Raw genomic sequence first — 24,253 nt, 5'->3', positions numbered from 1 at the left:
AAACGTCAGTCACTCGACTGGCCCTGGCGCCATGCCTGGGTCTTGCAGTCGAGCACGCGTTGCAGCAGGTAATAGAGCAGGCAGGCCAGCGCGGAGGTCACCACCACCAGCGTGGCCATGGCCGCGGCCGGGCCGATGTCCCCGGACTCGTCCAGGTTGACGATCTCGACCGAGGCCAGCTTGGTGTCGGCGCCGTACAGGAACACCACTGCCGACACCGTGGTCATGGCGTTGATGAACAGGTAGCGCGAGATCTCCAGGATGGCGGGCAGGCAGGCCGGCACCGTGACCTTGAAGAAGGTCTTGTAGAAGGGCACCTTCAGCGACGCGGACACGGCCTCGAACTCGCTGTCGAGCTGCTTGAGCGCGGTCACCGCGGTCAGGTGGCACGACGCGTAGTAATGCACGATCGTCACCAGCACCAGGATGCCCAGCGTCTGGTACAGGCCATGCAGCGGGTTGGCCTGCGGCACGAAGAAGAAGATGTAGCCCAGGCCCAGCACCAGCCCGGGCACGCCCATCGGCAGCACCGCCATCAGCCGCACGAAGCCGCGCAGCCAGTCCAGCCCGCGCGTCTTTTCCAGCAGGTAGGCGGTGGCGAAGATGAACACCGGCCCGATCACCGCGGCCAGCGCGGCCATGCGCAGGCTGTTCAGGTAGGAATCGACCACGCCGCCCTCCACCAGCCCCACGCGGTAGTGGTTCAGCGACAGCGAGAAGTTGTACGGCCACAGCTTGACGAAGGACGCATAGATCGCCATGCCCATCACCGCCACCATCAGCGCCGCCATCAGCCAGCAGAACGACGCCATGGCAAGGTCGAAGCGGCGGCTGCGGCGCGGCACGTACGGCACCGAGCGCGCCGACATCAGCGCCATCTGGCGCTTCTGCACGCGCGCGTCGACGCAGTAGGTGACGGCCACCGGCACCAGCAGCATCAGCGACACCACCGCGCCCTGCGAGAAGTCCTGCATGCCGATCACCAGCTTGTAGATGTCGGTGGCCAGCATGTGGAAGTTGCCGCCGATCACCTTGGGGATGCCGAAGTCGGAGATCGCATAGGTGAACACCACCATCGCCGCGCTGACCAGGCCATAGCGCGCACCCGGCACGGTGATGGTGAAGAATTTGCGCATGGTGGAAGTGCCCAGCGCATCGGCCGCCTCGTACAGCCGCGCGTCGGTCAGCGACAGCGCCGTGACCAGGATCATCAGCGCATGCGGAAAGGTGGCGAACACCAGCGAGGCGACGATCCCAAGCGGCCCGTAGATCTGCGTGTCGCCCATCCACGGCTTGAACAGACCCTGGTTGCCGAACCAGAAGATAAAGGAAATGGCTGCCAGCAGCGACGGTGCCAGCAAGGGGATCAGCGCCAGGTTGCGCAGCAGCCCCTTGCAGGCGATGCGGCTGCGCGTGAGCGCGTAGGCAAAGGTAAAGGCCAGCGGCACGGTGATGCAGGTGGCCAGCGCCGAGACCCACAGGCTGTTCCATACCGAGCGCAGCAGCGCCGGCGATTCGAAGTAGGCGCGGAAATGTGCGATCCCCGCCAGCGTGCCGTCGCGGTTCTGCACGCTCTTGGCCAGGATCATCGCGATCGGGGCCAGCACGAAGCAGAGCAGGGCGACTGCGGCCAGTGCCAGCAGCAAGTGCGCGAGCCGGTCGGTCCAGTGCGCGCGCACCGTGGTGGCGACGAACGCGGGTGGCGCCGGCAGGGAAGGCTTCGCGCCGGGATTGGGAATCCCGGTCGGCACGGCGCCCGGGGCGGTATCGGTAGCCGGCACATTGGCCGGCGCCGTCGTGAGGCTCAGGCGCATGCGTGGCGGAAGATGCGGAGGCGGTCAGCGGGAATGGCCAGGCGCAGGCGGTCGCCGGTGTTCGGGCGCAGTTCGTGCAGGTCGTTGAGCGAGAGGTCGGCGCACAGCGTGCCCGATGCGGCATCGGGCAGCCGCAGCGTCAGGCGCGAGAACGCGCCCAGGAACTCGATCTTGTCCACGGTGGCTTCCAGCACATTGGGCCCGTGCTGCTCGATGCCGCGCACGCAGACGTCTTCCGGCCGGAAGAACACCTGCACCGCCTCGTCGGCGCAGCAGCCGGCCGGCGCGGTGCAGTCCATGCGCACGCCGCCGAGGTGCAGCGCCCCGTCGCCGCCGACGCGCGCGCCCAGCATATTGGTCTTGCCGACGAAGTCCGCGGCGAACGGCGTGGACGGGCGCTGGTAGACCTGCGCCGGCGTGCCCACCTGCTCGATCACGCCCTGGTTCATGACCACGATGCGGTCTGCCATCGACAGCGCCTCTTCCTGGTCGTGCGTGACCAGGATGGTGGTGATGTTCAGGCGCTGCTGCAGCGCGCGGATCTCGCTGCGCAGCCGCACCCGCACGCGTGCGTCGAGTGCGGACAGGGGCTCGTCCAGCAGCAGCAGGCCGGGCGAAGTCGCCAGCGCCCGCGCGATCGCGACGCGCTGCTGCTGGCCGCCGGAGAGCTGCGCGGGGTACTGGCTGCCGCGATCGGGCAGGCCCACCAGCGTCAGCAGTTCATCGACGCGCGCGCGGCGCTGGTCGCGCGGCATGCGCCGGTTGACCAGGCCGTAGGCGACGTTGTCCGCCACCGTCAGGTTGGGAAACAAGGCATACGACTGGAATACGATGCCGTAGTCGCGCTCCATCGGCGGCAGCGTGGAGATATCGCGCCCGCCCTGGTGGATGGTGCCGGCGTTCTGCGATTCCAGCCCGGCGATGATGCGCAGCAGCGTGGTCTTGCCGCAGCCCGACGGGCCGAGGAAGCACAGCAGCTCGCCCTGGCGCACGTCGAGGTCGATGTGATGCAGGGCGACGAACGGGCTGGCGCCGCCGCCGAAGCGCTTGTGGATGCCTTTCAGGCTGAGATAGGTCTCGGCCATGGAAGTGGGGGATGGCATGGCGTGGGGATCCTCGGCGGTATTGTTTCAGTCTCCACTGTCATTCCCGCGCAGGCGGGAATCCAGCGTCGTTTGAAGTCACTGGGTTCCCGCCTGCGCGGGAACGACGAGGGCTTACTGCTGCTTTTCCGACTTGCTGGCGTACCGCTTCTGCCATTCGGTCAGCACGCGCTCGCGGTTCTTGGCGATATAGCTGAAGTCGTTCTTGACCAGCATCTGCTCGTAGTTGGCCGGGATGGTCTCGACCTTCCGCGCCACGCCCGGATAGGTGACGATGGCCCAGTCCCTGGCGAACAGCTGCGCCGCTTCCTTGCTCGCCAGCCAGTCCAGGTAGCGCTGCGCGGCCTCCTGCTTCTTCGTCCCCTTGACGATGCCGGCAGCCTCGATGTCATAGCCCAGGCCTTCCTTGGGGAAGATCATCTCGATCGGCGCGCCCGAGGCCAGCGTCTTGTGCGCGCGCAGCTCGAACGAGATGCCGATCGGGAATTCGCCCGAGCCTGCCTGCTTGCACGGCTTGGAGCCGCTGTGCGTGTACTGGGCGATGTTCTCGTGCAGCGCGTCCATGTACTTCCAGCCTTCCTGCTCGCCGAACAGCTGCAGCCAGGCGGTCACGTCGAGAAAGCCGGTGCCGGACGAGGCCGGGTTGGGCATCACGATGGTGCCCTTGTAGACCGGCTTGGCCAGGTCCTTCCAGGTTTCCGGGCGCGGCAGGTTGCGCTTTTTCGCTTCGACGGTGTTGAAGCAGACGGTGGCGCCCCAGACATCCAGTCCCACCCATGACGGCGGCGTGGCCTTGTCGCTGTAGTCGCGCGTCAGTTTTTCGAAGCCCTTGGGGGTGTAGGGCGCCAGCATGCCTTCCTGCTTGAGCAGCTCGAGGCTCGATGCGGCCAGGCCGGCGATCACGTCCGCCTGCGGGTTGGCCTTTTCAGCGAGTGCCTTGGCGGTGATGACGCCGGTGGAGTCGCGCACGTACTTCAGCTCGATGTCGGGCGCGACCCTGGCGAAGCCCTCGGCGTATGGCTTCAGGGTTTCGATTTCCCACGCGGTGTAGACCGTCAGGGTGGTTTTCTGGGCCAGCGCGGCGCTGGCGGCGCCCAGTGCGAGCAGGGCGGCGGCGGTGTGCAGGGTGGATGTGAGGGACAGTTTCATGGGGGGCTCCTTTTCCGGCATTGTAGGTGGAGATATGTGTCAATTTGGTGAATATGTTGCAATGTGTGGCGATACGCTGCACAACACTGGATCACCTTGAAACCCTTCTGCTACAACACTTTCAAGACATGTTCCCGGTTTGTCATGGCCCTTGCATCACCCTGCCAGCGCCGCCGATGTCTTGATTGTTGACAATATACAAACCGCTTGCTTTAATCGCAACAAGGATTTTCGATATTGCTGAATCCGTCACAAACGGGAGTTTTCATGTCACGCCAAGCACCGCTGGCGAGCGAAATCACCATCCTGCAGAGCCAGTCACTGACCACGCTGGTCCAGCGCGAACTGGAGCTGCGGATCATGTCCGGCGAACTGCCGCCGGGCGCCAAGCTCAACGAGATCGAAGTCGCGGGCCAGCTCAACGTCTCGCGCGGCCCGGTACGCGAAGCGTTCCGCGCGCTGGAGCAGGCCGGCCTGCTGCGCACCGAAAAGAACCGCGGCGTGTTCGTGCGAGCCATCTCGGTGCAGGAAGCCGACGAGATCTACGAACTGCGCGCCGTGCTCGATGAATTCGTCGGCCGGCAACTGGCGGCCCGCATCACGGCGGAAGGCTTGCGCGAACTGCGCGCGCTGGTCGAGGCGCTGGGCACCGCCAGCGCCGCCCGCGACCTGGACGACTACACGCGCCTGAACTTCGCCTTCCACGACCGCATGGTCGAGCTGGCCGGCAACGGCAAGCTGCTCGACACCTACCGTCGCCTGGTCAAGGAACTGACGCTGTTCCGGCGCGAGGCGCTGTCCGGCAGCAACGCGGCCATGCCCGATTCCACCCGCGAGCACCGCGCCATCGTCTCGGCCATCGCCGCGCGCGACGGGGAGCTGGCGGCGCGGCTGATGCGCGAGCACGTCGAGCGCGGGCGCGCGCGCATGCATGCCGCGGTCGATCCCGATGCCGCCGGCACCGGCGCGGCCGCCTGACCACAACCACCGATTTCCCGAACAACGCAACCGGACCGCCACCATGCCCGATACCAAGGATCCCGCCCGCACCATTACCGTCAACCAGCGCAGCTACCGCTGGATGCAGCAGCCCGTCGTGGTGGTCTGTGTCGACGGCTGCGAGTTCGACTACCTCGAAGCCGCCGCCGCCAGCGGCAGTGCGCCTTACCTCAAGCAGTTGCTCGCCAGCGGCTCGTCGTTCCGCGGCGCGTGCGTGGTACCCACCTTCACCAACCCGAACAACCTGTCCATCGTCACCGGCGCGCCGCCGGCGGTGCACGGCATCTGCGGCAACTATTTCTTCGACCGCAGCGCCAACGAGGGCCGCGGCGAGGAAGTGATGATGAACGACCCCAGGTATCTGCGCGCGGGCACCATCCTGGCCGCCTTTGCCGACGCCGGCGCCAGCGTCGCGGTGGTGACCGCCAAGGACAAGCTGCGCCGCCTGCTCGGCCACGGCATGCGCGGCATCTGCTTCTCGTCCGAGAAGGCCGACCAGGCCACGGTGGCTGAGAACGGCATCGACGGCGTGCTGGAACTGGTCGGCATGCCGGTGCCCGATGTCTACAGCGCCGAGCTGTCCGAGTTTGTCTTCGCCGCCGGCGTGCGGCTGATGGAAACGCGCCGCCCCGACCTGATGTACCTGTCCACCACCGACTACATCCAGCACAAGTTCGCGCCCGGCTCGGACGGCGCCAACGCCTTCTACGCGATGATGGACAAGTACCTGGCGCGCCTGGACAAACTCGGCTGCGTGGTGGCGCTGACCGCCGACCACGGCATGAACGCCAAGCACGACGATGCCACCAAGGCGCCCAACGTGATCTACCTGCAGGACCACCTGGATGCATGGCTTGGCCGCGGCGTGGAAGCGGGCGGGGCGCGCGTGATCCTGCCGATCACCGATCCCTATGTGGTCCACCACGGCGCACTCGGCTCGTTCGCCACCATCTACCTGCCGGAAGACGCCGACCGCGGCGCGCTCAAGGCCCGGCTGTCCGGCCTGCCGGGCGTGGAGAGCGTGCTGGACAACGCCGAAGCCTGCGCGCGCTTCGAGCTGCCGTCCGACCGCGTGGGCGACCTGGTGGTGACCGGCGACAAGCACGTGGTGCTGGGCACCAGCCGCAGCCGCCATGACCTGTCCGGGCTCGATGCGCCGCTGCGCTCGCACGGCGGCGTCTCGGAGCAGACCGTGCCGCTGGTGTTCAACCGCCCGACCGCCGGCATCCCGGGCAAGCCGGTGATGCGCAATTTCGACATCTTCGACGTGGCGCTGAATCACTTGCACTGAACCCGTACCGCGGCCCCGCAGTGGGCCGTTGCACCCGTACCGACCGGAGAAATCCCATGAACGCCCCCCATTTCCCTGCAGGCACTGTCAGCCCGCATTTCCGCGCCGAGGCGCTGCGCATCGATGGCCAGAAGATCGTGCGCGAGCGCGTGATCGAGGTGCGCAACCCGTATGACGGCACGCTGGTGGGCACCGTGCCCAAGGCCACGCTCGACGACGTGCGCCGCGCCTTCGGCGTGGCGCAGGCGTACCGTTCCACGCTGACGCGCTACGAGCGCGCCGCCATCCTGAACCGCGCCGCCGCGCTGCTGCGCGAGCGCACCGAGGAAGCGTCGGACCTGATCACGCTGGAGTCCGGCCTGTCCAAGAAGGACTCGCTGTACGAGATCGGCCGCGTGGCCGACGTACTAGGCTTCGCCGCCACCGAGGCGCTGCGCGACGACGGCCTGCTGTTCTCCTGCGACCTGACCCCGCACGGCAAGAAGCGCCGCGTGCTGACGCAGCGCGAGCCGCTGCTGGGCGTGATCTGCGCCATCACGCCGTTCAACCACCCGATGAACCAGGTGGCGCACAAGGTGGCGCCGTCGATCGCCACCAACAACCGTATGGTGCTCAAGCCATCGGAGAAGGTGCCGCTGTCGGCGTACTACCTGGCCGACCTGCTGTACGAGGCCGGGCTGCCGCCGCAGATGCTGCAGGTCGTCACCGGCGACCCGCGCGAGATTGCCGACGAGCTGATCACCCATCCCGCCGTCGACCTCGTCACCTTCACCGGCGGCGTGGCGATCGGCAAGTACATCGCCAGCAAGGCCGGCTACAAGCGCGTGGTGCTGGAGCTGGGCGGCAACGACCCGCTGATCGTGCTGGCCGACGCCGACCTCGAGCGCGCCTCCGACCTCGCGGTGCAGGGCTCGTACAAGAACTCGGGCCAGCGCTGCACCGCGGTCAAGCGCATGCTGGTGCACCAGGCGGTCGCGGCGCGCTTCACCGAACTGGTGGTGGAGAAGACCCGCGCGTGGACGTACGGCAACCCGATGGACCGAGGCGTCGACATGGGCACGGTGATCGACGAAGAGGCCGCCAGGCTGTTCGAGGCGCGCGTCAACGAGGCGGTGGCGCAGGGCGCGCGGCTGCTGGCCGGCAACCAGCGCAACGGCGCCAGCTACGCGCCGACGGTGATCGACCGCGTCGACCCGGCGATGACAGTGGTGCGCGAGGAGACCTTCGGGCCGGTGTCGCCCATCATCACGTTCCGCGATGTCGAGGATGCGATCCGGATTTCCAACGGCACGGCGTTTGGCCTGTCGTCGGGGGTCTGCACCAACGACATCGAGGCGTTCACGAAGATCGCCAACTCGCTGCAGGTCGGCACGGTGAACCTGTGGGAAGTGCCGGGCTACCGCATCGAGCTGACGCCGTTCGGCGGCATCAAGGATTCGGGGCTGGGGTACAAGGAAGGCGTGCAGGAGGCGGCCAAGAGCTTTACCAATTTGAAGACGGTGACGCTGCCGTGGGCGTGAGATGAGGTGGAAATCCGCTGGGGGTTTGCTCCCCTCTCCCGCAAGCGGGAGAGGGAGCACACCAACGGTTGCTCACGGACCTCTGCGCTAGAATCGGCCAACCCCCCACGCTCCCGGAGTCCCCGTGCTCGCCGAACAACGGCAGAAATACATCCTAGACCAGCTCTCCGCCACCGGCGCACTCGCCATCAGCGAACTGGTGGCCGAGCTCGACGTCTCGCGCGAAACCATCCGGCGCGACCTCAACACGCTGGCGGCGCGCGGCCTGCTGGTGCTGACCCACGGTGGCGCGCTGGCGTCCGACCGCACCGAGCCCGACACCCAGGCCCGCGCCGCCGTCAATGCCGAAGGCAAGCGCGCCATCGGCGTGCGCGCCGCGGAACTGGTGCGCGACGGGGCATCGCTGATCCTGGATTACGGCACCACCACCCACGCGGTGGCGCAGGCGCTGCACGGCCACCACAACCTGCTGGTCTACACCAACGACCTTGCCATCGCCCAGCTGCTGGGCCGGCGCAACGGCAACCGCGTGATCGTGCTGGGCGGCGAGCTGCAGGACAACGAGGATGCGACCCACGGCTGGGACACCATCGAGCAGCTGTCGCGCTACCACACCGACTTCGCCTTTATCGGCATCGGCGGAGTCACCCCGCACGGCGAGATCTGCGACTTTTCGCGCGCAGCGGCCGAGCTGCGCAGCCGCATGCTGATGGCTGCCGATACCCCATGCGTGGTGGCCGACTACACCAAGTTCGGCCGCAACACCGGCGTGACCATCAAGCATTTCGAACTGGCCGCCTGGCTGATCACGGACATGGCACCCGAGCCGGAAATCGGGGCGGCGCTGAAGGAGCGCGGCGCCAGGCTGCTGATCGCCTAGACGCCCACCAAGTTGTTTTTCGATCGCATTTGTGCGCTGATCGAACGGAATACCCCGCTGTTCGCACCAAAATTAGGCTTTCACGCAGCAGTCAAAGGTGTTTTGACTGCCACATGCCCCATGCTGGTGCTACAGTTTCGGGTTGCCAGACAGGCGCGGCATGCCGCGGATGCCTGGGCAACCGGAGGCCACCCACCTTCCCCTCGGCGCAACGCCAGGCGGCTCCAGAGACCGGCACAGCCGGCAGGGCCGTCAGATCCAGACACAGCACCAGCACAGCAGAGACATCGTGAACGCTCCTTCCCTCGACGCATTCCTGGCGGGGGTCGCCCGCCGCGACCCCAATCAACCTGAATTCCTCCAGGCCGTGAAGGAAGTGATGATGACGCTCTGGCCGTTCGTCGAGCGCAATCCGCGCTACGCCGAGCAGGCCCTGCTCGAGCGCCTGGTCGAGCCCGAGCGCGTGATCCAGTTCCGCGTGGCCTGGACCGACGACCGCAACCAGGTGCAGGTCAACCGCGCCTTCCGCGTCCAGCACAGCTCGGCCATCGGCCCGTACAAGGGCGGCATGCGCTTTCACCCGACCGTGAATCTGTCGGTGCTGAAGTTCCTGGGCTTCGAGCAGACCTTCAAGAACGCGCTGACCACGCTGCCCATGGGCGGCGGCAAGGGCGGCTCCGACTTCGATCCCAAGGGCAAGTCCGACGCCGAAGTGATGCGCTTCTGCCAGGCGCTGGTGACCGAGCTGTACCGTCACCTGGGCCCGGACACCGATATCCCGGCCGGCGACATCGGCGTGGGCGCGCGTGAAGTGGGCTTCATGGCCGGCATGATGAAGAAGCTGTCGAACCAGTCCGCCTGCGTCTTTACCGGCAAGGGCCTGGCCTATGGCGGCAGCCTGATGCGACCGGAAGCCACCGGCTACGGCACCGTCTACTTCGCGCAGGAAATGCTGCACCGTCGCGGCCGCGCGTTCGACGGCCTGCGCGTGCTGATCTCCGGCTCGGGCAACGTGGCGCAATACGCTGCCGAGAAGGCGATCGAGCTGGGCGCCAAGGTGCTGACGCTGTCGGACTCCGGCGGCGTGCTGCACTACCCGCAAGGCATGACCACCGAGCAGCTGGCTGAAGTCATGGCCTTCAAGAACGAAGAGCGCGGCCGCCTGGTCGACTTTGCCGCCCGCACCGGCATGACCTTCGAAGCCGGCCGCACCCCGTGGCATGTGCCGGCCGACGTCGCGCTGCCGTGCGCAACGCAGAACGAGCTGGACGGCAATGATGCCGAGACGCTGCTCGGCAACGGCGTGATCTGCGTGGCCGAAGGCGCCAACATGCCATCGACGCTGGAAGCCGTCGACCGCTTCGTCGACGCGAAGATCCTCTACGCGCCGGGCAAGGCCAGCAACGCCGGCGGCGTGGCGACCTCCGGGCTGGAAATGTCGCAGAACGCGATGCGCCTGTCGTGGCACCACGCCGAGGTCGACGAGAAGCTGCACGCGATCATGAAGGACATCCACCAGAACTGCATCCACCACGGGCAGAAGGCGGGTGGGTATATCAACTACGTGGAAGGCGCCAATATCGCCGGCTTTGTCAAGGTGGCGGATGCCATGCTGGCGCAAGGGGTGATCTGACGACCTGACCCGCACGCGGCCGGTGCAATGCCGGCCGCCGGCACGATCCTCAGGCTGCTGGCCCTTGCGCCGTGGTATCCGTGCCCGTTGCCGGCGCGACATCCGCGTTGTGATGCCCCGCTTCGCAGGCTTGGTACGCCTCCAGCGCCGCCTGCTTGGATGGATAAAACCGGATCCCGGTACTCTCCGGCGCGATGCCGCGCTGGTTCAGCCATGCGGTCAGCTGCGCCATACGCCCGGCAATGACCAGCTGCGAGCCTCGCACCGCGAGCTGGGCCTGCAGGTCGCGCATCATGGTGGCACCGGTCAGGTCCACGTGTGCGATCGAGATGGCATCGATCACCACCCAGCGCGCGTGAGGCAGGGCTGCCAGCGCGAGCACGCGCTGGCGCACGAAATCCGCGTTGAAGAACGTCAGCGGCGACTCGAAGCGATAGATCAGCAGCCCCGGCACCGCCCTCGCCTCGGGGTAGTGGGCCAGTTCGTAGAAGCCATCGTGTCCACTCCAGCGGCCAAGCTGCTGCTCGCTGGGGCGCGCCATCTGCGCCAGGAAGCGCAGCAGGGCAATGGCAACCGCCAGCAGGATCCCCGACATCACGCCCAGCAGCACCACGCCCGCCACCGTGACCAGCGCAATGCCATGTTCGCTGCGGCTGTAGCGGCGCAGCGCCATCAGGCCGCCGAAGTCGAACAGGCTGAACGCCGACGCGATCAGGATGGCGCCGAGCGCCGCTGCGGGTAGCGCGGCCAGCAGGTCAGTGAGAAACAGCAATACCAGCAGCACGGTCAGTGCGCCGACCACCGACACCATGCGCGTGCGCCCGCCGGCGGCCTCGTTGATGGCGGTGCGCGAACTCGACCCGCTGACCGCGAAGCCGTGGCTGAGCGCGCTGGCGATGCTGGCCGCGCCGATGCCGATGAATTCCTGGCTGGCATCGACGCTGTAGCCGTTGCGCGCGGCGAAGCTGCGGCTGGTCAGCAGGCCGCTGCTGAGCGACACCAGCGCCAGCGCGGCAGCGGCCGGGACCAGCGTGCCGAACAACTCATGCGGCATCGATGGCGCGATCAGCGGCGGCAGGCCGGGCGGCACCGGGCCGACCACCTGGACCCCAAGCCCTTGCAGCCCCAGCATCCACGTGACAAAGGTCGCCACCGCGAGCGCGAACAATGCCCCCGGCGCGCGCGGCTGCCAGGCCCGGGCGCCGAAGTACACCGCCAGCGTCAGCGCGGCCAGCGCGGCGGTGGGCCAGTGGATGCCGCCGAGCTGCCGCAGCAGCGACTCCGCCTGGCCGATCACGTCGCGGCCGGCCAGCGCCAGTCCGGTGACCTTGCCGAGCTGGCTGAAGGCGATATTGATGGCCACGCCGTTGAGCAGGCCGGCCAGGATCGGCACCGACAGGAAATCGGCCAGGAAGCCGAGCCTGAATTTGCCGGCGAGCACGCAGAACACGCCGGTGAGCAAGGTCAGGGAAACCGACAGCGCGCGGTAGGCTTCGCTGTCGGGCAGCGCCAGCGGCGACAGGGTCGCCGCGATCATGGCGCAGGTGGCAGCGTCGGGCCCGACGATCATCTGGCGGGACGAACCGAACAGCGCATAAGCCAGCATCGGCAATACCACGCTGTACAGGCCCACCACCGGGCTGAAGCCGGCCAGCTGGGCATAGGCCACGCTGATCGGCAGGCTGACCGCGGCCACCGACACGCCGGCCTGCAGGTCCACGCCGAAATCGGCGCGGCGGTAGTGCAGCAGCTCGGCGGCGCCGGGCATCAGGCGCGCCAGCGTGGCGCGCAGCAGGTTTCGGGGTCGCTCCGGCAAGCCGTGCGATACCACGGCCGGCCGCTAGCTCTTTTTCCCCGGCTGCTGGAACAGCGCGCCCGCCTCCTTGACGTTCTGCTCGGCGCGCTTGCCGATCACTGTCAGCGCCTCGGCCTGTGCCCGCTGCGCGGTTTCGGCCAGCTCGCGCATGTTCTCGAACGCCTGGTGAAGTGCCTGCTGCACCAGCTCGCCGTGCTTGGCCATGGCCTCGGCCGGATTGCCCGCGGTGCCGTACTGCTGTGCCGCGGCCTGCAGTTGCTGCATGGTCTGCATGAAGATTTCCTGCTGCTTCTGCATCACGGCCTGCATGCCCTCGTAGGCCAGCTTGTTGGCCTCGGTCAGGGCCTCGATATCCTTGCGGCGCGCCTCGATCACGGCATTCATGTCGAGGCCCGGCACGCGGAACTGTTCCATCAGCTTGGTGAAGTCGGCAAAAGGATTGGGAGGCGTGGCCATGCTGGATCTCCTGGTGGGGAAGCGTGAGCGGGGGGGGCACGGGCCGGCGGGACCGCCCTGCGCCGGATTTCACTCCACTATAGCCGGTATCCGCACACTTCTAGCCGTCAATCGAGGAAGACCCTAAAGTTTCGGCCCCCCATGCCGTTGCCATCCATAGCCCGCGCCTGCGCTGGCCCATCGGGCCCGCCCGCGGACGACTAGAGCGGAGAACGCCGCGCCCACCGAGCGCCGGCACTTCGCCGTAACCAGTCCTAATCAGGTAGAAGACATGAAGAATCTAGGTATCGGGGTGCGCCTCGGCATCGGTTTTGGGGTGGTATTGCTGCTGTCGGCGCTCATGACGGCATTCGGCATGATGCGCCTGCAGCAGGTGGCAGAGCGCACGCATGCGATGATGCAGCAGCCGCTCACCAAGGAACGGCTGGTCAGCGACTGGTACCGGCTCATGCACACCAGCGTGCGCCGCACCACCGCGGTGGCGCGCAGCGCCGACCCGTCGCTGGGCCAGTTCTTTGCCGCCGAGACCAAGGCATCGATCGAAGGCATCGCGCAGCTGCGCGACAAGCTGCAGCCGATGCTCAGTTCCGAGCAGGAAAAGGCCGCGTTCCAGAAGATCCTGAGCGTGCGCGACCCATACAACAACGGCCGCGACAAGATCACGAAGCTCAAGCAGGAAGGCCTGACCGAAGAGGCCAACCAGGTGCTGGAGAAGGAGTTCGTTCCTGCCGGCGATGCCTACCTGGCCGAGATCCAGAAGCTGCTCGACATCCAGCGCACCAGCATCGACGCCACCGCGCGCGAGATCAACGATATCTACGCCAATGCGCGCAACAGCCTGATCGGGCTGGGCGTGGTGGTGCTGGGAATCGGCATTGCGTTCTCGGTCTGGCTGACCAGCGGCATCACGCGCCCGCTGCATCGCGCCGTGGCGGTGGCGCGCACCGTGGCTGCCGGCGACCTCACCAGCCGCATCGAGGTCGACAGCCGCGACGAGACCGGCCAGCTGCTGCAGGCGCTGGCTGACATGAACGCCAATATCCTGCGCATCGTGCGCCAGGTGCGCGCCGGCACCGAGTCGATCGTGTCGGGCACCAGCCAGATCGCGGCCGGCAATACCGACCTGTCGCAGCGCACCGAGGAACAGGCCTCGTCGCTGCAGCAGACCGCGGCCAGCATGGAAGAGCTGACCAGCATCGTGCGCCAGAACGCGGACAATGCGCGCCAGGCCAGCACGCTGGCGGTCAATGCCTCGGATATCGCCGAGAAGGGCGGCGCAGTCGCGGGCAAGGTGGCCGAGACCATGGAAGAGATCAACGGCGCGTCGAGGAAGGTGGTCGACATCATTGCCGTGATCGAGGGCATTGCCTTCCAGACCAATATCCTGGCGCTGAACGCCGCGGTGGAAGCCGCGCGTGCCGGCGAACAGGGCCGGGGCTTTGCCGTGGTGGCGGGCGAAGTGCGCAGCCTGGCGCAGCGCAGCGCGACCGCGGCCAAGGAGATCAAGGCGCTGATCGGGGATTCGGTGGATCGCGTCGAGCGGGGCTCGATGCTGGTGACGCAGTCGGGCCAGACCATGGAAGAGATCGTCGCGGCGGTCAAGCGCGTGACCGACATCATGGGCGAGATCAGCGCGGCGTCGGCCGAGCAGAGCTCGGGGATCGAGCAGGTGAACCAGGCGGTGACGCAGATGGACACGGTGACGCAGCAGAACGCGGCGCTGGTGGAAGAGGCGGCTGCGGCGGCGGGTTCGCTGGAAGAGCAGGCGCAGCGGCTGAAGGAGGCGGTGGCGACGTTCAGGCTGGCGGCCTGATCGCAAGCCGCTGGTTTTCTTCCCTCTCAGGGAGAGGGGCGGGGGAGAGGGCAGCGTTTCGACGAAGTGACGCCGCGTTGGACAGCTCTGTGATCCATGGGCCGCACCGAAAGGACGCGTCCGATTGGTGCCGCCTCGTCCCGAAATGCCAAATCAGGTGCCGAGGCGGCACCGTTCGGGTGCAACGGGCGAAACCAGGCGCCACAGGCCCGGCGCCGGGCAGATTTTTTCTACCCGATTGCCGCGCAAAACGCGCTGGTTTTCAGACTACTGAAAGCAAACTGAGGCAAAATTCTATCTTTCGCCTAGTTTGTTGCCCTGACCGTGACCCGGCAGGCAGAAGTCCCACCCACCGATAGAGGATCTGAGAGAAGCAATGAGTACCCAGCAACCCACCATCATCTACACGCTGACCGACGAAGCTCCGCTGCTGGCGACCAGTGCGTTCCTCCCGATTATCCAGACCTTCACCAAGCCGGCCGGCATCAACGTCACCACCAGCGACATCTCGGTGGCCGGCCGTATCCTGGGCGAGTTCCCCGAATTCCTGACCGAAGACCAGCGCGTGCCGGACAACCTGGCCGAGCTGGGCAAGCTGACGCAGCAGCCGGACACCAACATCATCAAGCTGCCCAACATCAGCGCCTCGGTGCACCAGCTGGTCAGCGCCATCCGCGAGCTGCAGGGCAAGGGCTACAAGGTGCCGGACTATCCGGAAGACCCCAAGACCGACGAAGAGAAGGCCATCCAGAAGCGCTATTCCAAGTGCCTGGGCTCGGCCGTGAACCCGGTCCTGCGCGAAGGCAACTCCGACCGCCGCGCCCCGGCCGCGGTCAAGAACTACGCGCGCAAGCACCCGCACAGCATGGGCGAGTGGAGCATGGCCTCGCGCACGCACGTGGCCCACATGAAGCATGGCGACTTCTACCACGGCGAAAAGTCGCTGACGCTGGACCGCGCCCGCGACGTCAAGATGGAGCTGGTCACCAAGAGCGGCAAGACCATCGTGCTCAAGCCCAAGGTCGCGCTGCTGGACGGCGAGATCATCGACAGCATGTTCATGAGCAAGAAGGCGCTGTGCGACTTCTATGAAGAGCAGTTCGAAGACGCGCGCAAGACCGGCGTGATGCTGTCGCTGCACGTCAAGGCGACCATGATGAAGGTGTCGCACCCGATCGTGTTCGGCCACGCCGTCAAGATCTTCTACAAGGAAGCCTTCGCCAAGCACGGCGCGCTGTTCGACGAACTGGGCGTCAACGTCAACAACGGCCTGGTCAACCTGTACGAGAAGATCGAGTCGCTGCCCAGCTCCAAGCGCGAAGAGATCATCCGCGACCTGCACGCCTGCCACGAGCACCGCCCGGAACTGGCGATGGTGGATTCGGCCAAGGGCATCTCGAACCTGCACGCGCCGAACGACGTGATCGTCGATGCCTCGATGCCGGCCATGATCCGCATCGGCGGCAAGATGTGGGGCGCCGACGGCCGTCCGAAGGACACCAAGGCCGTGATCCCGGAAAGCACCTTCGCCCGGATCTATCAGGAGATCATCAACTTCTGCAAGACCAACGGCAACTTCGACCCGACCACCATGGGCACGGTGCCGAACGTCGGCCTGATGGCGCAGAAGGCCGAAGAGTACGGCTCGCACGACAAGACGTTCGAGATCCAGGAAGACGGCGTCGCCAATATCGTCGACCTGGCCACCGGTGAAGTGCTGCTGACCCAGAACGTGGAGCAGGGCGACATCTGGCGCATGTGCCAGGTCAAGGACGCGCCGATCCGCGACTGGGTCAAGCTGGCCGTCACGCGCGCGCGCAACTCCGGCATGCCGGCCGTGTTCTGGCTGGACCCGTACCGTCCGCACGAGGCCGAGCTGATCAAGAAGGTCGAGACCTACCTGAAGGACTACGACACCACCGGCCTGGATATCCAGATCATGTCCCAGGTGCGCGCCATGCGCTACTCGCTGGAGCGCGTGATCCGCGGCCTGGACACCATCTCGGTGACCGGCAACATCCTGCGCGACTACCTGACCGACCTGTTCCCGATCATGGAACTGGGCACCAGCGCCAAGATGCTGTCGATCGTGCCGCTGATGGCAGGTGGCGGCATGTATGAAACCGGTGCGGGCGGCTCGGCCCCGAAGCACGTCAAGCAGCTGGTGGAAGAAAACCACCTGCGCTGGGATTCGCTGGGCGAGTTCCTGGCCCTGGCCGTGTCGCTGGAAGACGTCGGCATCAAGACCGGCAATGCCCGCGCCAAGATCCTGGCCAGGACGCTCGACGCCGCCACCGGCAAGCTGCTCGACAACAACAAGAGCCCGTCGCCGAAGACCGGCCAGCTGGACAACCGCGGCAGCCAGTTCTACCTGGCGATGTACTGGGCCCAGGAACTGGCCGCCCAGTCGGACGACGCGGAACTGGCCGCCAGGTTCGCGCCGCTGGCCAAGACGCTGACCGACAACGAGCAGAACATCGTGGCCGAGCTGGCCGCGGTGCAAGGCAAGCCGGTCGACATCGGCGGCTACTACCAGCCGGACGCGGCCAAGCTCAGCGCCGCGATGCGGCCGAGCCAGACGCTGAACGCCGCGCTGGCGTCGGTCGCAGCCTGATAGATGCCGGCCCGCATGCGGGCCGGTGACGTCAAAACCCCGGGTAATCCCCGTAATACCGTTCAGTTAACCACCGTCGTTCCCGCGCAGGCGGGAACCCAGTGACTTCAAAAGACGCTGGATTCCCGCCTGCGCGGGAATGACAGTAGTGTTTGATGCCTTAACTGAACGGCATTACGGGTAATCCCCGGGGTTTTTCTTTTCCGGGCCGGGCTAAGTGTCCTGCTGTACTTCCCAGCCTTGTTCCGGGCCCCGTTTCTGGTCCCGGTAGGTCCAGAGCGCGCCGCAGTCCTGGCACACAAAGGTGCTGATGGTCACCGCGGCTGACCCGGGCGGCTTGATGCGTTGGGTATCGGTAATGCGCAGCGCGGCGTGCCCGGGGGCGCCGCGGCGGTGGCGTTCGATGGCCTGGCAGGCAGTGCAGAGTGTCATCCGGTCTTGTCCGTTCGATGCGGCACTGTAGCACGCATGGACAGCGCGGCCCGCAGCCAGCGCATGCGGCGCTTATTGCCGCAATTTCCTGCCGAACTGCCGAAGTGCATTGACGCGGCGCAGGGGCACCTGTATAAAAGTGGATGCAGGATCTTTCAAGCAGCAATCTCGAAGTCCAGGTGCTTGCCCACACGGCGCCACTTTTTCTCCAAGTTACTTCCTTGATCGTCATGCCTTGCCGGCGTTTTTGCCAGGCAGGAAATACTTTTTTGAGGAATCCAACATGGAAACCGGTACCGTCAAGTGGTTCAACGATTCGAAGGGTTTTGGCTTCATTACCCCTGATGCAGGCGGCAACGATCTGTTCGCGCACTTCTCCGAAATCCAGGGCAGCGGTTTCAAGTCGCTGCAAGAAGGCCAGAAGGTTCGCTACGTCGCTGGCGTTGGCCAAAAGGGTCCGGCCGCGACCAAGATCGAGCCGATCTGAGTCTGACCGACTGGCATTGCACTGAGCGCCTCGGCGCCGGTTCAGTCAAAAAGCTCCGCCAGCGCGGAGCTTTTTTGTTTTGTGCGGCGCCATCGTCTGGCGGCATGAAATAAAGCCACTCCTGACGCTGCAACAGGCGTAGAGTGAGGGCAACACCACCAACCTGCGGAGGCCGACATGGATGTTTATCCAGCTGCGACTTACAAGGGATATGATGTCTATCCCCTGGTGTACAAGCATGCCGTTGCGCGTGTGTGGCCAGAGCCCCGGCCCGACCGCTCGTTCGATGCTGCCGTGGTGATCTGCCTGGCCGGCGAATCGCCCGAAAGCGCGCAGGCACGCACGTTCCGCCTGGATGCCGCACCCTGGGACAACGTAGGCGGCGCGCGCCGCGGCGCACTGCGCTATGCCGAAGACATCATCAACGGTACGGTGCCGGGAGTGTCGCTGGTCACGGCGCAATAGGCGCAATCGGAATACTCCTCCCCATCAACGCGGCACGATGCCGCCTGGCGCCAGCGTGCGCGACAGCATCCGTCAGCCAGCAGGGAATTCGTTCATGGACATGCGTTCGGGATCATCCGGTTTTCTGTGCACGTTGCCCGGCGAGGGCAAGGGCATCACCTACCACGTCGCCGTATGCTTCATCGATGCACAGCGGCCCACCGGCGTGCTTTTCACCAGCTTTGTCGGGGCCGGGCGGCGCGCATTCGCGGTGCTGGCCGAAGCCGATGCATTGCCGGACCAGCTGGCCGCCAGCGGCGAAGCGCTGTGCCGGCTGGCCATCGGCCAGGTGGTGCGCGACCATCTGCATGACAAGGCCCGCGAGGGCGACTATGTGCTGGACCTCGGCGCCGCGCCGTGGGACGGCGAACTGAGGCCGGTCGGCAGCGGCGTCCGGACGGGACGGCCGCATGTGCGCGTGGTGGGCTGAGGCGGCGCTCGGGGACGCTTAGGGGCGCTCAGGGGCGCTCACGCCGTTCGTGCCGGCACGCGGCAGGACTTCGGTATCAGATCTTGAACACCGGGGCGCCGTGGCGCTCCAGCAGTGCTTCGATCAGTGCCATATCGGTGATTTCGGGGGTGCGGTCTTCCACCGCGCGCGACGGGCCGCAATAGGTGGCCGTGACGTGGCGCCTGACGGTCAGCACGCCGGCCGCCGGCGGCTCGATCTTTACCTCCTGCCACGGGGTATGCCGGTAGGTGCCTGCCTGCCAGCCATCCGGCGTCAGGTGCAGCAATTCCCATTCTTCGATGGTCGACATGGTCGGTTCTCCTTTGCGGTGAGATGGATCATTGGGGGACGGCATGCCCCGCTGCGGCGCATGCCGTGGCGAAGCATGCCGGCTACGACTTGTGTCGGTAGTTGATACGGCCCTTGGTCAGGTCGTACGGCGACATTTCCAGCGTGACGCGGTCGCCCGCCAGCACGCGGATGCGGTTTTTCTTCAGGCGGCCGGACGAATAGGCCCAGACCTCGAACCCGTTTTCCAGGATTACGCGGAAACGGTTGTCCGGCAGCACTTCCGATACCTTGCCGCCAAATTCCACCAGTTCTTCTTTAGCCAAGGAGGCTCCTTGCGTGAGCGGCGCCGGCACGGCGCACGCTGTTGTGACGGCCCTGCGGCCGGGGAATAGGCGTTACTGCAGGCGCAGCCGCGCCGCGGCGCGCTCGCCGGCACGGCGGGCTGACTGGCGCGCGCGGGCTTCGGAGCGGTGCGTGTCGTGGCGCATGGCCACGTTGGCGACGATGCGCTCGGCCCCGTTGCGGTATTCGGCGATCATGTAGGTCGCGAACCAGAGGCCGGGCTCCTGCTGGATCGGGTAGACCGAAACGGTGTACGGGTTGTGGATGTGGCTGTTGTCCTGGCGTTGATGATGGTTGTGGTTGCTTTGCTTCAATGTGTGCCTGTTCATGAGGCGCGGCCGCGGGCGGCGCGGTGCATCGGTGCGATGCAGGCAGCGCGGGGTGGCGACCGTTCGCCGTTGCTGTAGGCCAGCGTCGGGGCTCGCGTTCGGCGCAAGCGGGAATCTGGCGGGATGTGGACCATGCCTGCGCAAGCCGGTGCGCTACAAGGGGCGCGGTGGTTGCGGAGCGGACGTGCCGCCGGTCGGGTAGGGTGATGGGCGATGCCGCCCAGGGAACTCCGGGATCAAGCCCGGGCCGCCGCCGATGTGCTTCTTGTGGGATTGTCTTGCGGCGGGCGCACTGGCGTCGGGCGTGGCCCGATCCATGCGTAAGAACCCGGATGATACCACTTCTGCGCCGGTCCTGCCCGCATGCCGGGCACAGCACCCCGTGATGGCCGCATCAGACGCTCAGGTTTCGCTGATCTGCGCGAAGCGCTGCGACAGGTAATCGATCAGCTCCCGCACCGACGGAAGCAGCCCCCGCCGCGACGGAAACACCGCGTGGATCATGCCGCCCTTGATCGACCAGCCGGGCAGCACCCTGACCAGGCGGCCTTCGCGCAGTTCGTCGCTGACCATCATCACTGGGAGTTGCACCAGCCCGGCGCCGGCCACCGCGGCGGCGCGCAGCATGATCATGTCGTCGGTGACCAGCCGGGGCTTGTGGTGCAGTTCGGCACTGGCGCCTTCGGGGCCGTGCAGCGCCCACACATGCGTGGGACGCGGCGGGCCAAGGTCCAGCGTCGGCAGCGGGTTGAGGTCGGCCGGCGTCAACAGCGGGGGGCGGCCCGCCACCAGCCTGGGGCTGGCCACGATGCACCACGCACGCTCGGCCAGCACGCGCATCACCAGGTCGCTGTCTTCCAGCGGCGGCACGCGCACGCGGATGGCCAGGTCCACGCCTTCGGCGACCACGTCCACGCGGCGGTTGGTGGCCTCCAGTTGCACCGTGACCTTGGGGTTGGCAGCCATGAAATCCGCAATCATTTCGCCCGCGCGGGTATGCAGCAGCGCCACCGGGCAAGTCATGCGCACCAGGCCGCTGGGTTCGGCGCGGGTGCGCTCGATCGCGCTCTCGGCGGCCTCCGCCTCGACCAGCATCGCCTTGCAGTGCGCGTAGTAGGTCTGGCCGAGTTCAGTGACGGAAAAGCGGCGCGTCGAGCGCTGGATAAGGCGCACGCCCAGCCGCTCTTCCAGCATGCCCACGCGCCGGCTGAGCTTGGACTTGGGGATGCCGAGCACGCGCCCCGCCGGCGCGAAGCCCTGGTGGTCGACTACCTGCGCAAAGTAATACAGGTCGTTGAGGTCTGGATGCAACGGCGGCTCCTGTCGTCCTGCCAGTAGGACGCTGAGGGCAATTTTCGAGCCTAGCGGGGCCATCTGCCAAGACCTATGCTTCTGCCACACGGTCGGTTCCGCGGCGTCGGCGCCGCGGCCACCGCATCCCCGCCCACTGTGCAAGGAGAAAGCGAGATGTCCACCCCCGCCAATTTCAATGGCAAGCGCCCCGCCATCGATCCCGCCGATACGGCCATGCTGCTGATCGACCACCAGAGCGGCCTGTTCCAGACCGTGGGCGACATGCCGATGCCCGAACTGCGCCTGCGCGCCGCCGCGCTGGCCAGGATGGCAACGCTGTGCAAGCTGCCCGTCATCACCACGGCCTCGGTGCCGCAGGGCCCTAACGGCCCGCTGATCCCCGAGATCCACGAGAACGCCCCGCATGCCAAATATGTCGCGCGCAAGGGCGAGATCAACGCGTGGGACAACCCCGACTTCGTCGCCGCGGTGAAGGAAACCGGCAAGAAGACGCTGATCATCGCCGGCACCATCACCAGCGTCTGCATGGCGTTCCCGTCGATCAGCGCGGTCGCCGATGGCTACAGGGTGTTCGCGGTGGTTGATGCCTCCGGCACCTACTCCAAGATGGCACAGGAAATCACGCTGGCACGCATCGTCCAGGCCGGCGTGGTGCCGATGGACACCGCCGCGGTCGCCTCCGAGCTGCAGCAGAGCTGGAACCGCCCCGACGCGCAGCAATGGGCCGAGGTCTATACCAAGATCTTCCCCGCCTACCAGTTGCTGATCGAGAGCTACATGAAGGCCCAGGAAGTCGAGAAGAAGCACGAGGTGCTGGACTCGCAGCGCTGACGCTTCGCGGCAGGCGAAGTATTTCACCCAGGGCGCGGCCGGCGAAACCAAGCTGGCCGTGCCCGCTTTCACAGGAGCACGCCATGAGCAAGACCTACAAGCGCCTGGACAAGACCCAGGCGGCCGTCCTGATGGTCGACCACCAGGCTGGCCTGCTGTCGCTGGTCCGGGATATCGAGCCCGACAAGTTCAAGAACAACGTGCTGGCATTGGCCGACCTGGCCAAGTACTTCAAGCTGCCGACCATCCTGACCACGAGCTTCGAAGACGGCCCCAATGGTCCGCTGGTGCCCGAGCTGAAGCAGATGTTCCCCCAGGCGCCGTTCATTCCGCGGCCGGGCCAGATCAATGCCTGGGACAATGAAGACTTTGTTGCCGCGGTGCGCGCCACCGGCAAGAAGCAGTTGCTGATCGCCGGTGTGGTCACCGAAGTCTGCGTGGCATTCCCGGCGCTGTCGGCGATCGAGGAAGGCTTCGAAGTCTTTGTCGTAACCGATGCTTCCGGCACCTTCAACGAGATCACGCGCGATTCCGCGTGGCGCCGCATGTCAGAGGCCGGCGCGCAACTGATGACGTGGTTCGGCGTGGCCTGCGAACTGCACCGCGACTGGCGCAACGATATCGAAGGGCTGGGGACGCTGTTCTCGAACCATATCCCGGACTACCGCAACCTGATCACGGCCTATACGACGGTGAAGGGCGGGAAGTAATCCGCAATGCCGGCAGGCGTACCGGCGGTTTGCTCCCCTCTCCCGCTTGCGGGAGAGGGGCCGGGGGAGAGGGCAGGCGGTGGTTATGCCGGGACTGAGCGAGACCAGGCTCAAGCCTGCTTCACCGCAGCCCCCACAGCCGCCCGCTCAACCTCCGCCTGCGCCGAAGCCGACCGGCGGTGGTCGATCAGCGACACCGCCAGCACCGCGATCACCGCCGGAATTGCGATCGCCATGAAGTTCTGCTGCAGCGGCAGCGACATTCCCACCAGCACGCCGATCACGATCGGCGCCAGGATCGCGCCGCTGCGGCCCACGCCCGAGGCCCAGCCGATGCCGGTGCCGCGCACCGCCATCGGGTAGAACTGGCCGGCATAGGCATAAGTGACGATCTGCGTGCCGATGGTCGAGGCACCGGCCAGTCCCACCACCACGAACAGCGCAGCGGTCGGCATCGGGTAGCCCAGCAGCGTGATCGAGATCGCGGCCAGCGCGTACATGCCGATCAGCACGTGCTTGATCGGCAGGCGGTCGGCCAGCCAGCCGCCGCCGACGGCGCCGATCATCGCGCCGAAGTTCAGCACCAGCACAAAGGTCAGCGCCGAGCCCAGGCTGTAGCCGGCGGCGGCCATCAGCTTGGTCAGCCACGAGCTGAGCGCGTACACCATGAACAGGCACATGAAGAACGCCACCCAGAACATGGCCGTGCTGAAGCCGCGGCCATCCTGGAACAGGCGGCGGATCGGGGCGCTGCCTGACTTGTCGTCGGCGGGCAGCGTGAAGACGTCGCCGGCCTGCGGCCGGTGCGACGGCACCAGCCGCGCTACCACGGCCTGCAGCGTGGCGGTCTGCCTGGTGCGGATCAGGTAGGGCATCGATTCCGGCAGCGCGCGCAGCACCAGCGGGATCAGCAGCACCGGCAGCCCGGCGGCCAGGAACACCGACTGCCAGCCGTAGCTCTCGATCAGGCCCTTGCCCAGCAGCGCAGCCAGCATGCCGCCGACCGAATAGCCGCTGAACATCAGCGTCACCAGCGTGCCGCGCAGCCTGCGCGGCGAGTACTCGGTCATCTGCGCCACCACGTTGGGCATCACGCCGCCGATCCCCAGCCCCGCCAGGAAGCGCGTGATGCTGAACGTGACCGGATCGCTGGCAAAGCCCGCGGCCGCGGTGAACACGCTGAACAGCGCGATGCAGATGGCGATGGCGCGCCTGCGGCCGATGCGGTCGGCCACGGTGCCGAGGAAGATCGCGCCGAACATCATGCCGAACAGGGCCGAGCTGACCATGAAGCCCGCGCTGGTCGCGGTAACGCCCATCTCCTTCATGATCGACGGCAGCGCGATGCCCGCGACCGCCAGGTCATAGCCGTCGAAGATGATGATCAGCGCGCACCAGAACAGGATCTGCGCATGGAAGCGGTTGAAGCGGGCCTCGTCGGCCAGCTGGTGGACATCGATCTGACGCATGGTTG

Annotated in this window: 23 protein-coding genes; 12 read left to right on the top strand and 11 right to left on the bottom strand. The window is 66.5% G+C overall.

Translation table 11 applies throughout. From position 1 onward, the window contains the following. Positions 1 to 5: 5 nt before the first annotated feature. The 3 genes from JTE92_RS09385 to JTE92_RS09375 form a co-directional block, all read right to left on the bottom strand. Positions 6 to 1,814, bottom strand: a complete 1,809-nt coding sequence (locus JTE92_RS09385) for a putative 2-aminoethylphosphonate ABC transporter permease subunit (protein ID WP_084254658.1) — start codon at positions 1,812 to 1,814, stop codon at positions 6 to 8. Beyond that, positions 1,805 to 2,917 carry a putative 2-aminoethylphosphonate ABC transporter ATP-binding protein gene (locus JTE92_RS09380; protein WP_063239729.1) on the bottom strand — a complete coding sequence of 371 codons (1,113 nt, stop codon included), beginning with the start codon at positions 2,915 to 2,917 and terminating at the stop codon, positions 1,805 to 1,807. The genes JTE92_RS09385 and JTE92_RS09380 overlap by 10 nt, the downstream gene beginning before the upstream one ends. A 114-nt stretch (positions 2,918 to 3,031) precedes the next feature. Next, positions 3,032 to 4,066: a putative 2-aminoethylphosphonate ABC transporter substrate-binding protein gene (locus tag JTE92_RS09375; protein ID WP_063239730.1), complete on the bottom strand. Its 1,035-nt coding sequence runs from the start codon at positions 4,064 to 4,066 to the stop codon at positions 3,032 to 3,034. A 267-nt stretch (positions 4,067 to 4,333) separates the two neighbouring features. Here JTE92_RS09375 and JTE92_RS09370 point away from each other — a divergent pair, with 267 nt between their 5' ends. The 5 genes from JTE92_RS09370 to gdhA all read left to right on the top strand — a co-directional run bounded on the left by JTE92_RS09370 (position 4,334) and on the right by gdhA (position 10,389). Further along, the gene (locus tag JTE92_RS09370) at positions 4,334 to 5,044 is read left to right on the top strand and encodes a phosphonate utilization associated transcriptional regulator (RefSeq protein WP_063239731.1); all 711 of its coding nucleotides are present in this window, start codon (positions 4,334 to 4,336) and stop codon (positions 5,042 to 5,044) included. Between the two features lie 43 nt (positions 5,045 to 5,087). Then, positions 5,088 to 6,356, top strand: a complete 1,269-nt coding sequence (phnA, locus tag JTE92_RS09365) for a phosphonoacetate hydrolase (protein WP_063239859.1) — start codon at positions 5,088 to 5,090, stop codon at positions 6,354 to 6,356. A gap of 56 nt (positions 6,357 to 6,412) precedes the next feature. Continuing rightward, positions 6,413 to 7,876, top strand: coding sequence for a phosphonoacetaldehyde dehydrogenase (phnY, locus tag JTE92_RS09360; protein ID WP_063239732.1), 1,464 nt, complete (start codon positions 6,413 to 6,415; stop codon positions 7,874 to 7,876). A 124-nt stretch (positions 7,877 to 8,000) separates the two neighbouring features. Beyond that, positions 8,001 to 8,756: a DeoR/GlpR family DNA-binding transcription regulator gene (locus JTE92_RS09355; RefSeq protein ID WP_063239733.1), complete on the top strand. Its 756-nt coding sequence runs from the start codon at positions 8,001 to 8,003 to the stop codon at positions 8,754 to 8,756. A 289-nt stretch (positions 8,757 to 9,045) separates the two neighbouring features. After that, positions 9,046 to 10,389: an NADP-specific glutamate dehydrogenase gene (gdhA, locus tag JTE92_RS09350; RefSeq protein WP_063239734.1), complete on the top strand. Its 1,344-nt coding sequence runs from the start codon at positions 9,046 to 9,048 to the stop codon at positions 10,387 to 10,389. 49 nt (positions 10,390 to 10,438) lie between these two features. On the opposite strand, the gene JTE92_RS09345 is transcribed toward gdhA, so the two are convergent. Next, on the bottom strand, positions 10,439 to 12,205 hold the full coding sequence (locus tag JTE92_RS09345; RefSeq protein WP_147318605.1) for a SulP family inorganic anion transporter: 1,767 nt from the start codon (positions 12,203 to 12,205) through the stop codon (positions 10,439 to 10,441). Positions 12,206 to 12,229: 24 nt separating this feature from the next. Beyond that, complete coding sequence (locus tag JTE92_RS09340; protein WP_063239736.1) at positions 12,230 to 12,661, bottom strand: phasin family protein; 432 nt, start codon at positions 12,659 to 12,661, stop codon at positions 12,230 to 12,232. A gap of 271 nt (positions 12,662 to 12,932) precedes the next feature. On the opposite strand from JTE92_RS09340, the gene JTE92_RS09335 reads away from it, so the two are divergent. Both JTE92_RS09335 and JTE92_RS09330 read left to right on the top strand, forming a co-directional pair. Then, the gene (locus JTE92_RS09335) at positions 12,933 to 14,474 is read left to right on the top strand and encodes a methyl-accepting chemotaxis protein (RefSeq protein ID WP_063239737.1); all 1,542 of its coding nucleotides are present in this window, start codon (positions 12,933 to 12,935) and stop codon (positions 14,472 to 14,474) included. Positions 14,475 to 14,850: 376 nt separating this feature from the next. Then, a complete protein-coding gene (locus JTE92_RS09330) occupies positions 14,851 to 17,088 on the top strand; it encodes an NADP-dependent isocitrate dehydrogenase (protein WP_063239738.1) in 2,238 nt (745 codons plus the stop codon). A gap of 213 nt (positions 17,089 to 17,301) precedes the next feature. Here JTE92_RS09330 and JTE92_RS09325 read toward each other — a convergent pair whose 3' ends face one another. After that, on the bottom strand, positions 17,302 to 17,520 hold the full coding sequence (locus JTE92_RS09325) for a hypothetical protein (protein ID WP_063239739.1): 219 nt from the start codon (positions 17,518 to 17,520) through the stop codon (positions 17,302 to 17,304). Positions 17,521 to 17,803: 283 nt separating this feature from the next. Between JTE92_RS09325 and JTE92_RS09320 the strand changes: the two genes are divergently transcribed. The 3 genes from JTE92_RS09320 to JTE92_RS09310 all read left to right on the top strand — a co-directional run bounded on the left by JTE92_RS09320 (position 17,804) and on the right by JTE92_RS09310 (position 18,941). Further along, positions 17,804 to 18,007, top strand: a complete 204-nt coding sequence (locus tag JTE92_RS09320) for a cold-shock protein (RefSeq protein ID WP_020202065.1) — start codon at positions 17,804 to 17,806, stop codon at positions 18,005 to 18,007. Between the two features lie 177 nt (positions 18,008 to 18,184). Continuing rightward, positions 18,185 to 18,472 (top strand): hypothetical protein, encoded by a 288-nt coding sequence (locus JTE92_RS09315; protein ID WP_063239740.1) that lies wholly within the window; start codon positions 18,185 to 18,187, stop codon positions 18,470 to 18,472. 94 nt (positions 18,473 to 18,566) lie between these two features. Further along, on the top strand, positions 18,567 to 18,941 hold the full coding sequence (locus tag JTE92_RS09310; protein WP_063239860.1) for a hypothetical protein: 375 nt from the start codon (positions 18,567 to 18,569) through the stop codon (positions 18,939 to 18,941). Positions 18,942 to 19,017: 76 nt separating this feature from the next. On the opposite strand, the gene JTE92_RS09305 is transcribed toward JTE92_RS09310, so the two are convergent. The 4 genes from JTE92_RS09305 to JTE92_RS09290 form a co-directional block, all read right to left on the bottom strand. Next, the gene (locus JTE92_RS09305) at positions 19,018 to 19,272 is read right to left on the bottom strand and encodes a hypothetical protein (RefSeq protein ID WP_063239741.1); all 255 of its coding nucleotides are present in this window, start codon (positions 19,270 to 19,272) and stop codon (positions 19,018 to 19,020) included. Positions 19,273 to 19,354: 82 nt separating this feature from the next. Next, positions 19,355 to 19,576, bottom strand: coding sequence for a translation initiation factor IF-1 (infA, locus tag JTE92_RS09300; protein WP_008646230.1), 222 nt, complete (start codon positions 19,574 to 19,576; stop codon positions 19,355 to 19,357). A gap of 72 nt (positions 19,577 to 19,648) precedes the next feature. Beyond that, positions 19,649 to 19,909 (bottom strand): isochorismatase, encoded by a 261-nt coding sequence (locus JTE92_RS09295; protein ID WP_232353427.1) that lies wholly within the window; start codon positions 19,907 to 19,909, stop codon positions 19,649 to 19,651. A 417-nt stretch (positions 19,910 to 20,326) separates the two neighbouring features. Further along, the gene (locus JTE92_RS09290; protein ID WP_063239743.1) at positions 20,327 to 21,235 is read right to left on the bottom strand and encodes a LysR family transcriptional regulator; all 909 of its coding nucleotides are present in this window, start codon (positions 21,233 to 21,235) and stop codon (positions 20,327 to 20,329) included. A gap of 156 nt (positions 21,236 to 21,391) precedes the next feature. On the opposite strand from JTE92_RS09290, the gene JTE92_RS09285 reads away from it, so the two are divergent. Further along, complete coding sequence (locus JTE92_RS09285; protein WP_063239744.1) at positions 21,392 to 22,069, top strand: isochorismatase family protein; 678 nt, start codon at positions 21,392 to 21,394, stop codon at positions 22,067 to 22,069. 83 nt (positions 22,070 to 22,152) lie between these two features. Then, complete coding sequence (gene ycaC, locus JTE92_RS09280; RefSeq protein WP_063239745.1) at positions 22,153 to 22,779, top strand: isochorismate family cysteine hydrolase YcaC; 627 nt, start codon at positions 22,153 to 22,155, stop codon at positions 22,777 to 22,779. A gap of 110 nt (positions 22,780 to 22,889) precedes the next feature. On the opposite strand, the gene JTE92_RS09275 is transcribed toward ycaC, so the two are convergent. After that, positions 22,890 to 24,248, bottom strand: coding sequence for an MFS transporter (locus JTE92_RS09275; RefSeq protein ID WP_063239746.1), 1,359 nt, complete (start codon positions 24,246 to 24,248; stop codon positions 22,890 to 22,892). Positions 24,249 to 24,253: the final 5 nt, after the last annotated feature.

The organism is Cupriavidus oxalaticus (assembly GCF_016894385.1).
Classification (GTDB): domain Bacteria; phylum Pseudomonadota; class Gammaproteobacteria; order Burkholderiales; family Burkholderiaceae; genus Cupriavidus; species Cupriavidus oxalaticus.
The sequence above is the reverse complement of the archived record's forward strand: the minus strand, read 5'-3'. Positions and strand labels throughout refer to the sequence as shown.